A 12,446-nucleotide genomic window follows, 5' to 3' on the forward strand; every position below is an offset into this window, starting at 1 on the left:
CATCCCCGTCCGGTATCTCTCCGGACGCGTCACCGAAGCCGCGCCGCCGCCGTGCTGACGCGCCGCGCGTCCTTCGCCCGTCGGCTCGGGCCGTCCCGCCGCCGTCCCGCCGTTCGGCTTCCGCCCGTGCTGTGCGCACGTCGTCGAGGCGTTCCGTGCGCCCTGTTCCCCCGTACTCCCGTAGCTCCCCCGTACCCCTGTGCGCCCGCCCTCCCGCACCCGCGCACCGCCCGTATCGGAGTGTCATGCTGCTCACCCCCCTGCCGCTGGCCGATCCCGGCAGTCCCGACCTCTCCTCACCCCTGGCCTTCCTGCGCTGGCTCCAGCGCAGCCAGCGGCGCGGGCAGCTGCTCGCCACCGTCTGGACGCTGATCGAGATGGGGTGCCAGGCCGCCCTGCCGGTGCCGCTCGGCTTCGGCGTGCAGGCCGCCGTGGACGGTGATGCCGGCGGGATCTGGCGGGCCGGCGGGCTCCTGGTCCTGCTGGGCGCGGGCGCCGCGCTCGGCACCGTGCTGGCGCACCGTCAGGCCGTCTGGAACTGGATCCACGCGGCCACCCACGTGCGGCAGTTGGTGGCCCGGCAGGCCTCGCACCTCGGGGCCGGCCTGTCCCGCCGGATCGCCACCGGCGAGGTCGTCGCGGTCGGCAGCGGGGACGTCGAACGGATCGGCTGGTACGTCGAACTGGTCGCCCGGGTCCGGTCCGCGGTGGTCGTCTGGCTGGCGGTCAGCCTGGCGGTGCTGCTGGTCGATCCGGTGCTCGGGACCGGGGTGCTGCTCGGCGTCCCGGTGCTGGCCGCCTCGGTCTGGCCGCTGATCGGGCCGTTCGAGCGGCGCTACGAGCAGCAGCGCACCCTGGGCGGCAAGGCCACCGAACTGGCGGCCGACACGGTCGCCGGGCTGCGCGTGCTGCGCGGCATCGGCGGTGAGGAACTGTTCCTGGAGCGGTACCGCGCGGCCTCCCAGAAGGTCCGGGCGGCGGCCGTCCGCTCGGCCCGGATCTGGTCGCTGATGCAGGCGCAGCAGGTGCTGCTGCCCGGCCTGTTCGTGGTCGGGGTGACCTGGTACGGCGCCCGGCTGGTGGCCTCCGGCGAGCTCGCCGTCGGCACCCTGATCGCGGTGTACGGCGCGACGGCCTTCCTGGCCGCTCCGCTGCGCATCCTGGGCGAGGCGGCGCACGCCTGGAGCGTGGCCCGGGTCTCCGCCGGGCGGGCCGTGCGGGTGCTCTCGCTCACCCGGACCGTCGGCGCGGCCGAGGCCTCGCTGACCAGGCCGGACAAGGCGGACCTGCACGACCCGGCGAGCGGGCTGACCGCGCGGGCCGGCGAGCTGACCGCGGTGGTCTGCGGGGACCCGGACTTCGCCGGAGCGCTGGCCGAGCGGCTCGGCGGCCACGTCCCGCTGGCCGACGGCGAACGGGCGCAGGCCTCGGTGCGGCTCGGCGGCACGGAGCTGGACGCGGTTGCGCTGGCCGAGGCCAGGGCGGCGGTGCTGGTCCACGACAAGGAGCCGGTGCTGCTCTCCGGCACGCTGGCCGAGCTGTTCGACATCCCCTCCTCGGGGCGGGTCCCGGCCGCCGAGGCGCTGGCGGCGGCCCGGTCCGAGGACGTGCTGGAGGCCCTGGTGGACGGGTCGCCGGAGTGCGGGGGAGACCCGATGCGCGCCCGGATCACCGAGCGCGGACGCTCGCTCTCCGGCGGGCAGCGCCAGCGGCTCGCCCTGGCGCGGGCCCTGCTGGCGGACCCGCCGGTGCTGGTCCTGGACGAGCCCACCAGCGCGGTGGACGCCCACACCGAGTCGAGGATCGCCTCCGGGCTGCGGGACGTCCGGGCGGGCCGCACCACCGTGGTGTTCGCGACCAGCCCGCTGCTGCTCGACCGGGCGGACCGGGTGGTGCTGCTGCAGGAGGGCCGGGTGGCCGCCGCCGGGCGGCACCGCGAACTGATGCGGACCGAGCCGGCCTACCGGGCCGTGGTGACCCGCGACGGGGAAGCGGCCCGTCCGGTGGGTGAGGCCGTATGAGGACCGCCGTCAACTTCCCTGCCACGCACGCGAGGAGTACGTCATGAGGCCTCCGGTCCAGGAGGAACGGGAACCGGCCGCCACCCTGCCGGTCGGCTCCCCGGCCGCCGTGCGCGAGTACCTGCTGCTGCTCGCGCGGCGGCACCGCGCCGGGTTCTCCGAGGTGGTGTCACTGCACTCGACGGCCACGGTGGCCGGGCTGGTCGGCCCCTGGGTGCTCGGCCGCCTGGTCGAGTCGCTGGCCACCGGCACCGCCGGGTCCACCATCGCGGTGGCGGTCGCCTGGTACCTGCTGGCACTGGTGGCGCAGGCGGCGTTCACCGGCTGGTCGCGGATGCGCGGCGCGGTGCTCGGCGAGCGGGTGCTGGCCGACCTGCGCGAGGACTTCCTGGTCCGCTCGGTGGCCCTGCCGACCGGTGTGCTGGAGCGGGCCGGCACCGGGGACCTGGTCTCCCGGGGCACCACCGACGTCGACCGGCTGGACAAGTCGGTGCGCGAGGCGGTCCCCGAACTCGCCGTCGCCGTGGTGTCGTTGCTGCTGGTGCTCGGTGCGCTGCTGGTCACCTCGCCGCTGCTCGCGCTGACCTCGCTGGTCGGGCTGCCGCTGCTGCTGGTCAGCTCCCGCTGGTACTTCCGGCGCGCGCCGCAGTCCTACCGCAGCGAGTCGGCCGGGTACGCGGCGGTGAGCAACGCGCTGGCCGAGACGGTGGACGCCGGGCGGACGGTCGAGGCGCTGCGGCTGGGCGACCAGCGGGTCCGGCTGACCGACCGCAAGCTGCGCGAGTGGCTGGCCTGGGAGCGGTACACACTGTGGCTGCGCTCGGTCTGGTTCCCGACCATCGACGCGGTCTACACCGCGGCGGTGCTCGCCACCATGGTGCTCGGCGGGCTGTTCACCGTCCAGGGCTGGATCACCGTGGGCCAGTTGACCACCGGCGTGCTCTACGCGCAGATGCTGACCGGCCCGGTGGACCTGATCCTGCGCTGGTACGACGAGCTGCAGATCGGCCAGGCCTCGCTGGCCCGGCTGGTCGGCGTGCGCGAGGTGCCCGAGCACGAGGGCGACGAGTCCGCCCGGCCGGACGGCCGTCGGGTGGAGGCGAAGGACGTCCGGTTCGGCTACCGCGAGGGCGCCGACGTGCTGCACGGGATCAGCCTGGACGTCGCCCCGGGCAGCCGGGTCGCGCTGGTCGGTCCGTCCGGCGCGGGCAAGTCCACCCTCGGCCGGCTGCTGGCCGGGATCTACACCCCCGGCCGCGGCAGCGTGACCCTCGGCGGGGCGGCGCTGGCGCGGATGCCGGCCGAGCGGGTGCGCGCGGAGGTCGCCCTGGTGAACCAGGAGCACCACGTCTTCGTCGGCACGCTGCGGGACAACCTGAGGCTGGCCGCGCCCGGCGCGGACGACACCGAGCTGCGGGCCGCGCTGGACGCGGTGGACGCCGGGGGCTGGGTGGACGCCCTGTCGGAGGGCCTGGACACCGAGGTCGGCTCCGGCGGCACCTCGCTGACGCCGCCGCAGGCCCAGCAGCTGGCGCTGGCCCGGCTGGTGCTGGCCGACCCGCACACCCTGGTGCTGGACGAGGCCACCTCGCTGCTGGACCCGCGGGCCGCCCGCCACCTGGAGCGCTCGCTGTCCCGGGTGCTGGAGGGCCGGACGGTCATCGCCATCGCCCACCGGCTGCACACCGCGCACGACGCGGACGTGATCGCGGTGGTCGAGGGCGGGCGGATCAGCGAGTACGGCAGCCACCCGGACCTGGTCGCGGCGGGCGGCCCGTACGCGGCGCTCTGGCGGTCCTGGCGGGACGAGGGGTAGTGGACCGCCCGCGCCGCGGAGGTCTCAAACCCGTACGGGGGCCGATTACCCCGTACGGGTTACTCCCTGGCCCGGAAGGGCGCGTAACCGGGCAAAACGGCCTTTCGGCCCGCAGACTGCTCCGGTGACCAAGATTTCAGACGGTTCGTCCCGCTCCTCGCGCGGTGAGATCGGCGGGATTCCCACGCGCTACATCGGGATCGGCGCCATCGTCGTCCTCGCCGTGTGGTTCCTGTTCGCCAACCTCGACAAGGTCAAGATCCAGTTCTGGGTCTTCACCGTCACCGCGCCGCTCTGGATCGCGCTGCTGGCCACGCTGATCGCGGGCGCCGTCCTGGGCTGGCTGCTGAAGGGACGGCGCGACAGGTGACCACCGCCCCCGGGCCGGCGCCGACCGGCGCCTCGCCCTTCACCCCGCTGATCGAGGTGCGCGGGGTCAACAAGCACTTCGGGGACCTGCACGTGCTGCGGGACATCGAGCTGACGGTGGGGCGCGGTGAGGTCGTCGTGGTCATCGGCCCGTCCGGCTCCGGCAAGTCCACCCTGTGCCGGGCGATCAACCGGCTGGAGCCGATCGAGAACGGCAGCATCCTGATCGACGGCCAGCCGCTGCCGGCGGAGGGCAAGGGCCTGGCCAGGCTTCGCGCCGAGGTCGGCATGGTGTTCCAGTCCTTCAACCTGTTCGCGCACAAGACCGTGCTGCAGAACGTCTCGCTGGCGCAGATCAAGGTGCGCGGCCGGCCCAGGGCGGAGGCGGACGCCAAGTCCCGCGCCCTGCTGGAGCGGGTGGGCCTGGCCGACCAGGCCGCCAAGTACCCGGCGCAGCTCTCCGGCGGTCAGCAGCAGCGGGTCGCGATCGCCCGCGCGCTGGCGATGGAGCCCAAGGCGCTGCTGTTCGACGAGCCCACCTCGGCGCTCGACCCGGAGATGATCAACGAGGTGCTGGACGTCATGCGCCAGCTCGCGAGCGAGGGCATGACGATGGTCGTGGTCACCCACGAGATGGGCTTCGCCCGGGCCTCCGCGAACCGGGTGGTGTTCATGGCCGACGGCCGGATCGTCGAGGACCGCGCTCCGGAGGACTTCTTCAGCGCCCCCGAGAGCGATCGCGCCAAGGACTTCCTGTCCAAGATCCTGAAGCACTGAGGCGGCGCCGTGAACCCTGAGACGACGACGTCCCTGGCGAGGCCCGGGCCGGTACCCGTGACGAAGACCGGGGCGCGGCCCGGGGCGCGGACGGTCGTGCGGGCGGGGAGGCGACTGCTCGCCACCGCCCTGCTGCTCACCGCGCTGGCGGCGGGCTGCGGCAAGCCCGGCACGCCGCCGCCCAAGGGCCCGCAGCCCAGCGCCCTGCCCGCCTACCAGGTGCAGGACGCCGCCGCGATCACCGGCTCGCCGACCCTGGACGCCGCCCGCAGCCGGGGCCACCTGGTGGTCGGCGCCAAGGAGGACCAGCCGTACCTGGGCCAGAAGAACCCGGCCACCGGCGAGTACTCCGGCTTCGACATCGAGATCGCCAGGATGGTGGGCGCCTCGCTGGGCTTCCCGCCGGACCGGATCCAGTTCAAGACCATCGCCTCGGCCAACCGCGAGACCGCCCTGCAGAACGGCCAGGTGGACTACTACGTCGGCACCTACACCATCAACGACAACCGGAAGAAGCTGGTCGGCTTCGCCGGCCCGTACTTCGTCGCCGGGCAGTCGCTGCTGGTGCGCAAGAACAACACCACCATCCACGGCCCGGGGGACCTGGACGGCAAGAAGGTCTGCTCGGCGGCCGGATCGACGCCGTACCAGCGCATCCAGTCGAAGTACCCGAAGGCCAAGTTGATCGGCTACGACACCTACTCGGCCTGCGTGGACAACCTGATCACCGGCCAGGTCGACGCGGTGACCACGGACAACGCGATCCTGCTCGGCTTCGCGGCCAAGGCGCCGGACGAGCTCAAGGTGGTCGGCCCGCTGTTCTCGACCGAGCCGTACGGGATCGGGGTGCCGAAGAACGACACCGTGCTGCGCGGTGCGATCAACGACGCACTGGAGCACCACATCCGGAACGGCGACTGGCAGAAGGCCTTCGAGGCGACCCTCGGCCTCTCCGGGGAGCCGGCGCCGACCCCGCCGCAGATCGACCGGTACTGAGAGGGCCGCGCCGTGAAAACGCTGACCGACAACTGGTCGACCTACTGGGACGGCTTCCTCGGCACGCTCTCGCTGTTCGCGGTGAGCGCCGTGCTGTCGCTGGTGCTGGGCGTGCTGATCGCGGGCTTCCGGGTCTCGCCGGTGAAGCCGCTGCGGGTGTTCGGCACCCTCTGGGTGACGGTGCTGCGCAACACGCCGCTGACCCTGCTGTTCTTCATCGTGGTGCTGGGCCTGCCCCGGTTCGACATCACGCTGCCCTTCTACACCTTCGCCGTGCTCGCGCTCGGCTGCTACACCTCGGCCTTCGTCTGCGAGTCGATGCGCTCGGGCATCAACACGGTGCCGACCGGGCAGGGCGAGGCGGCCCGCAGCCTCGGCATGAGCTTCGGGCAGACGATGAGCCTGGTGGTGCTGCCGCAGGCGTACCGCTCGGTGGTGGCGCCGCTCGGCAGTGTGATGATCGCGCTGGCGAAGAACACCGCGATCGCCGGGTCGTTCAGCGTCACCGAGCTGCTGGGCACCTACCGGACCATCAACGAACTCGGCTACAGCATCATCTGGACCTTCGTCTGGATCGCCGTCGGCTACCTGATCATCACCCTGGCCCTCAGCGCCGTCTTCAACCTGCTGGAACGACGAGTGGCGGTGTCCCGATGACCGTTGAATCCTCGGCGCTGTACGACATCCCCGGCCCGAAGGCGCTCTCCCGGCACCGGCTGTACGGCGGGATCGCGCTGCTGCTGATCGCGGCGCTGATCGGCTGGGTGATCTACATGCTGTTCCACACCCACCAGTTCACGTACGCCAAGTGGCAGCCCTTCGAGTACCGGGGCGTGCAGGACCTGCTGCTGCGCGGGCTCGGCAACACGCTGAAGGCCTTCGGCTGGGCGGTGCTGTTCGCGCTGCCCTTCGGCGCGCTGTTCGCGGCCGGGCGGCTCTCCGACCACCGGGTGGTGCGCTGGCTCGCCACGCTGGTGGTGGAGTTCTTCCGGGCCATGCCGCTGCTGGTGATGATCTTCTTCATCTTCGTCGCGCTCAAGGTGCAGCCGCTCTGGGCGCTGGTGGCCGGGCTGGTGTTCTACAACGGCTCGGTGCTGGCCGAGGTGTTCCGGGCCGGCGTGCTCGCGGTGCCCAAGGGGCAGCGGGAGGCGGCGTACGCGCTGGGCATGCGCAAGACCCAGGTGATGACGTACGTCCTGGTGCCGCAGGCCGTCCGGGCGATGCTGCCGGCCATCATCAGCCAGCTGGTGGTCGCGCTCAAGGACACCTCGCTGGGCTTCCTGATCACCTACGAGGAGTTCCTGCACGCGGGCAAGCTGATCGCCACCAACCTGGACTACGACCTGCCGTTCATCCCGGTGGTGATCGTGATCGCGCCGATCTACATCGGCATGTGTCTGCTGCTCTCCTGGCTCGCCCGCTTCGTGGAGTGGCGCAGCCGGCGCAGCCCGAGCGTGCGCGGCGGGGCGCCGGTGGCCGAGGCCGGGGTGTCGATGGGACTGCCGCCGTCGGCGCAGGGATGAGAAGGACGGTTCGAGGCTGAACCATAGGTGCGGGTGGGGTCGGGGTCGGTACCTCCAAATTCCTCTTATGATTCTCGGGCGCCCGGGCGGGGCCGACGCGGAGTCGGCGCCGGGCTGTCGAGGGTGTGCCGACGGGAGGGATCATGGAACCGGTGTTCGATTCGCGGCACATCAGGACGTTCCACGAGGTGGTCCGGGCCGGCTCCTACTCGGCCGCCGCCCGCGAGCTCGGCTACACCCAGCCCGCCATCACCCAGCAGATGAAGGCGCTCGAACGCACCGTCGGCGTCCCGCTCTTCACCCGGGCGGGGCGCGGACTGCGCCTCACCGAGGCCGGTGAGGCGCTCTCCCGGCACGCCGAGCTGATCCTCGGCAGCATGTCCGCCGCCCAGCAGCAGCTCGCCGCGCTCGCCCGGCTGCGCGCCGGACGGGTGCGGGTCTGCGCCTTCCCCAGCGCCAACGCCACCCTGATCCCCCAGGCGATGGCCCGGTTGCTGGCCGAGCACCCCGGCGTGCGGGTCGAGCTGCTGGAGGCCGAGCCGCCGGACTCCGTCCAGCGGTTGCTGCGCGGGGAGTGCGACATCGCGCTGGCCTTCCGCTACCCGGGCGGGACCACCGAGGTGCCGGAGGGCCTGGACGAGATCCCGCTGATGGAGGACCTGCTCACGGTGCTGCTGCCGGTCGGGCACCCGCTCGGCCGGCGGCACGCCGTCCGGCTGGCCGACCTCGGCGGCGAACGCTGGATCGCGGGCTGTCCGCGCTGCCGGGCCAACCTGCTGCACGTCTGCGCGGAGGAGGGCTTCGCGCCGGACATCGTGTTCTCCACGGACGACAACCTCGCGGTGCAGTCGCTGGTCGCCGCCGGGGTCGGGATCGCGCTGATGCCGGCGCTGGTGCTCTCCTTCATGTGCCACCGCAAGGTCACCGGGCGGGCCGCCGAACCGCACCTGCGGCGGCAGGTGAGCGCGTACGTGCTGAGCGAGCACCGCCGGATCCCGGCCACCGGGCTGGTGCTGGACCACCTGCGGCAGGCGGCGGCGAGCCGGGTCGGGTGCTGACCGACGACCGCTGACCGTCGACCGCTGACCGCTGACCGCTGACCGATGAGGGCCGGCCTCTGGCGCTGACCTATAAGCGTTAGTGGGGAGGTTGCTTACGAACCCTCCTTGGACCTGATAGGTCGGTAGGTCCGAACCTGATGGAATGACACTCTCAGCCACGGTCGGCAGCGACCGGCTCACCGAGCGGATGACCGCGCTGATCAGTGAGATCCGCGCCGTCGTGGACCGCGGGCTCCCGCCGGAGCTCACCGCCTACCTGGTCGGCGAGCGCCTCGCCCCGTACCTGCACGCGGACCAGGACGGGCCCGACGCGCTGCTCGCCCCCGTCCATCGCGAGGGCGACCCCCAGCGCTACCGCCAGCACGTCCTGCACGCCGAGGAGGACGGCAGCTTCTCCGTCGTCGCCCTGGTCTGGCTGCCCGGGCAGCAGACCCCGATCCACGACCACGTCTCGTGGTGCGTGGCCGGCGTCCACCAGGGGCAGGAGAGCGAGACCCGCTACCGGCTGGTCTCCGACGGCCCCACCGCCCGGCTGGTCGAGACCGAGCACGTGGTCGGCCCGGCCGGCACCGTCGCCGCCTTCGCCCCGCCCGGCGACATCCACCTGGTGCGCAACTCCTGTAGCAGCACGGCGATCTCCATCCACGTCTACGGCGCGGACGTCTCGCGGCTCGGCACCAGCATCCGGCGGGTCTACCGGCTGCCCGCCGACCGGCAGCAGTGAGCGCGGCGTGGCACTGACCCTCCGGCACCGCGCCGCCCGTACCCGCTCCCTGCCCCCGATGCCCGGGGACGCCCCCGGGCTGCTGCTCGCGGCCCTCGGGGTGGCCGCCGCGTTCGGCGTCCACGCTCTGGTGCCGGCCGTGCCCGAGCTCACGGCCGCCGTCGTGCTCGGCATGGTGGCGGCCCACCTGCCCGGGCTGCGCCCGGTGGTCCGCGGGATCGCCCGGCCGGGGCTGTCCACGGCCGGGAAGCGGCTGATGCGGCTCGGGATCGTCCTGCTCGGGCTCAAGCTCAGCCTGGACGACGTGCTCGGCCTCGGCTGGGCCACCGTCGCCATGGTGCTCGCGGTGGTCGCGGCCACCTTCGCGGGCACGCTCTGGCTGGGGCGGCGGCTCGGCCTGCCCGGGGACCAGCCGCTGCTGGTCGCCACCGGCTACTCGATCTGCGGGGCCTCGGCGATCGGCGCGGTCAGCCAGGCGGCGGGCAGCGAGGAGGAGGACGTCGCGGCCTCGGTGGCGCTGGTCACCCTGTGCGGGACGCTGGCGATCGCCGTGCTGCCGCTGCTCCAGCAGCCGCTGGGGCTCGGCGAGCTGGAGTTCGGGCGCTGGGTCGGGGCGAGCGTGCACGACGTCGGGCAGGTGGTCGCCACCGCGCAGACCGGCGGGGCCGGGGCGCTGCGGGAGGCGGTGCTGGTCAAGCTGATGCGCGTGGTGCTGCTGGCGCCGCTGGTCGCGGGGGTGGCGGTGGCGGTGCGGCGGAACCTGCGGGCGGCTCGGCTGGAGGCTTCGGCGGAGGTACCGGTGGGGGTTCCGGCGGGGGCCGCGGGTGCGGGTGCGGGGGCGGGTGCGGTGCCGGGCGGGAAGCCGGTGAAGACCGGCAGCCGTCCGCCGATCGTGCCGCTGTTCGTGGCGGGGTTCCTCGCGATGATCGTCGTGCGGACCACCGGGGTGCTGCCCGAGCGGGCGCTCTCCCTGGCCGCGGACGCCCAGGGACTGTTGCTGGCCGCGGCGCTGTTCGGCCTCGGCAGTGCGGTGCACCTGCCGACCATGGCCCGTACCGGCGGGCGGATCGCCCTGCTCGGGCTCGGATCCTGGGTGGTCGTCGCGGGCGTCTCCTACGCGGGGGTGCTGGTCACGACCTGACGGACCGGATGGCGGACTCGGCTATTGTCGGGCGGGTGCCCGGCCGTACGGGGGTGCCCGCCCATACGGGGGTGGCCGCACAGCCGAGTTCGCCCGAGTTCGCCCGAGTCCGCCATGGAGGACGGATGATCACCGCACTGCCCGAACGCGACGGCCAGGAGGCCGTCGTCACGCTGGACCGACGGGAAGGCCCGTACGGCGAGGTGGTGCTCCGGCAACGCGGTCAGGACTTCGAGATCATCGCCAACGGCTGCTTCCTGATGGACACCGCCGACGGGCGCTCGGAGCGGCTGCTGATCCAGGCGGCGCTGGACGAGCTGGACCGTACGGGCGGCCGGGGCGGCGGGGCCGGCCCGGCCGAGCGGCCGTCGGTGCTGATCGGCGGCCTGGGGGTCGGCTTCTCGCTGGCGTACGCGGCGGCCGAGCCGCGCTGGGGGCGGATCGCCGTCGTCGAGCGGGAGACCGCGATCATCGACTGGCACCGGACCGGCCCGCTCGGCGCCTTCTCCGGCGGTGCGCTGGACGACGAGCGGGTCGACGTGCTCCACACCGACCTGCTGGAGTACCTCGCGGCGGCGGACGGCGAGCGCTACGACGCGCTGTGCCTGGACATCGACAACGGGCCGGACTGGACCGTCACCGAGTCCAACGACGGGCTGTACGGCGCGGACGGGCTCGCGGTGCTGTGGCACCGGTTGCGGTCGGGCGGTGTACTGGCGGTGTGGAGTGCGCAGCCGTCGCCGGCCTTCGAGGAGGCGCTGCGGGCGGTGGGGTTCTCGGACGTGGTGACCCACGAGGTCCCGGTGGCCCGGGGGGTGCCGGACGTGGTGCACCTGGCCCGGCGGGCGGGCTGAGGGCGGACCCGGATCGGGTCGGGTTCGACCGGATCGCGGTCGAACCCGGCGGCGGTGGGCGGTCGTTGGCTGGATTGGTCTCAACTTCCGTCGGCGCTGGGGTAGTTGAGCGGTAAGTGGGCGGTGGGGTTGGTGACTGGGAGCGGGAGTCCCTCGGAGCGGATCGCGGCCGAGCTCCGACGGCGCATCGCGGCAGGGGAGTTGGCCCCGGGGGCGCGGGTACCGTCCACCCGGCGGATCACCCAGGAGTGGGGCGTCGCGATGGCCACCGCGACCAAGGTGCTGAACCGGCTCCGGGAGGAGGGGCTGGTGCGGGCCGTCCCCGGGGTGGGCACGGTGGTGGCCGGGAATCCGGCTCCGGCGGCCGCCCGGTCCCGGGAAGCCCAGCGGGTGCCGCCGCGGGCGTCGGAGCCGACCGTGGCGCGGCGGGTCCGGGCGGGCGGTGAGCCCGACCTCACCCGGGAGCGGATCGTGGCGACGGCCGTCCGGGTGGCCGACCAGGAGGGGCTGGCGGCGCTGTCGATGCGCCGGGTCGCGACCGACCTCGGCGTCGCGACGATGTCGCTCTACCGTCATGTGCCCGGCAAGGACGAGCTGTTGCGGCTCATGATGGACGTGGCGTTCGGCGAGCAGCCGCTGCCCGAGCCGCCGCCGTCGGACTGGCGGGAGGGGCTGGAAACGGTCGCGCGCGTGCAGTGGCGGATCTACCGGCGGCACCCGTGGCTGGCCTCCACGATGTCCTTCACCCGGCCGGTGCTGGCCCCGGACGCCGCGGCGCACACCGAGCGGTCGATCGCCGTCCTGGCGGGGCGGGGGCTGAGCTGGGAGGAGATGGCCCAGGCGTCCGTCGCCCTGGCGGCGTTCGTGTGCGGGCTGGCCGTCCACTTCGAGCGGGAGGCGCAGGCCGAGCAGGACAGCGGGCTGTCCGCGGAGGAGTGGATGGACCGGGTGGAGGACGAGGACCACGAGCGGCTGATGGCGGATCCGGAGCGCTTCCCGATGTTCGACGCGCTGAACCGGGGGCCGGAGATCGACCTGGGTCTGGAGGCGCTGTTCGAGTTCGGGATGGCGCGGATGCTGGACGGGATCGGGCTGTTGATCGAGCAGCGGGGCGGTGGGGCGGCGGGGCGCGGCGAAGAAGTGGCAGGGAACGGCTGACGGCTG

General features: G+C 73.5%; 12 protein-coding genes. All 12 read left to right on the top strand.

Annotated features, from left to right (window positions below):
* Positions 1-245: 245 nt before the first annotated feature.
* The 12 genes from ACZ7RU_RS23755 (at position 246) to ACZ7RU_RS23810 (ending at position 12,440) form a co-directional block, all read left to right on the top strand.
* On the top strand, positions 246-2,021 hold the full coding sequence (locus ACZ7RU_RS23755) for an ABC transporter transmembrane domain-containing protein (RefSeq protein ID WP_470342938.1): 1,776 nt from the start codon (positions 246-248) through the stop codon (positions 2,019-2,021).
* A 43-nt stretch (positions 2,022-2,064) separates the two neighbouring features.
* Entirely contained in the window at positions 2,065-3,837 is a 1,773-nt protein-coding gene (locus ACZ7RU_RS23760; protein ID WP_470342939.1) for an ABC transporter ATP-binding protein, read from the top strand.
* Between the two features lie 124 nt (positions 3,838-3,961).
* Positions 3,962-4,207, top strand: coding sequence for a lipopolysaccharide assembly protein LapA domain-containing protein (locus ACZ7RU_RS23765; protein WP_470342940.1), 246 nt, complete (start codon positions 3,962-3,964; stop codon positions 4,205-4,207).
* A 47-nt stretch (positions 4,208-4,254) separates the two neighbouring features.
* Positions 4,255-4,983, top strand: a complete 729-nt coding sequence (locus ACZ7RU_RS23770; protein ID WP_470342982.1) for an amino acid ABC transporter ATP-binding protein — start codon at positions 4,255-4,257, stop codon at positions 4,981-4,983.
* A gap of 96 nt (positions 4,984-5,079) precedes the next feature.
* Positions 5,080-5,979: a glutamate ABC transporter substrate-binding protein gene (locus tag ACZ7RU_RS23775; protein WP_470342983.1), complete on the top strand. Its 900-nt coding sequence runs from the start codon at positions 5,080-5,082 to the stop codon at positions 5,977-5,979.
* Between the two features lie 12 nt (positions 5,980-5,991).
* Positions 5,992-6,636, top strand: coding sequence for an amino acid ABC transporter permease (locus ACZ7RU_RS23780; protein ID WP_470342941.1), 645 nt, complete (start codon positions 5,992-5,994; stop codon positions 6,634-6,636).
* Entirely contained in the window at positions 6,633-7,502 is an 870-nt protein-coding gene (locus ACZ7RU_RS23785; RefSeq protein WP_470342942.1) for an amino acid ABC transporter permease, read from the top strand. The genes ACZ7RU_RS23780 and ACZ7RU_RS23785 overlap by 4 nt, the downstream gene beginning before the upstream one ends.
* A gap of 152 nt (positions 7,503-7,654) precedes the next feature.
* Positions 7,655-8,560 (top strand): LysR family transcriptional regulator, encoded by a 906-nt coding sequence (locus ACZ7RU_RS23790; protein ID WP_470342943.1) that lies wholly within the window; start codon positions 7,655-7,657, stop codon positions 8,558-8,560.
* A gap of 145 nt (positions 8,561-8,705) precedes the next feature.
* Positions 8,706-9,287 carry a cysteine dioxygenase family protein gene (locus ACZ7RU_RS23795; protein ID WP_470342944.1) on the top strand — a complete coding sequence of 194 codons (582 nt, stop codon included), beginning with the start codon at positions 8,706-8,708 and terminating at the stop codon, positions 9,285-9,287.
* A gap of 58 nt (positions 9,288-9,345) precedes the next feature.
* Complete coding sequence (locus ACZ7RU_RS23800) at positions 9,346-10,428, top strand: YeiH family protein (RefSeq protein WP_470342984.1); 1,083 nt, start codon at positions 9,346-9,348, stop codon at positions 10,426-10,428.
* Positions 10,429-10,553: 125 nt separating this feature from the next.
* Positions 10,554-11,282, top strand: a complete 729-nt coding sequence (locus tag ACZ7RU_RS23805) for a spermidine synthase family protein (RefSeq protein WP_470342945.1) — start codon at positions 10,554-10,556, stop codon at positions 11,280-11,282.
* A gap of 132 nt (positions 11,283-11,414) precedes the next feature.
* Positions 11,415-12,440 (top strand): TetR/AcrR family transcriptional regulator C-terminal domain-containing protein, encoded by a 1,026-nt coding sequence (locus tag ACZ7RU_RS23810; protein ID WP_470342946.1) that lies wholly within the window; start codon positions 11,415-11,417, stop codon positions 12,438-12,440.
* The last annotated feature ends 6 nt before the right edge of the window (positions 12,441-12,446 follow it).

Source organism: Kitasatospora sp. NPDC114501 (genome assembly GCF_055633695.1).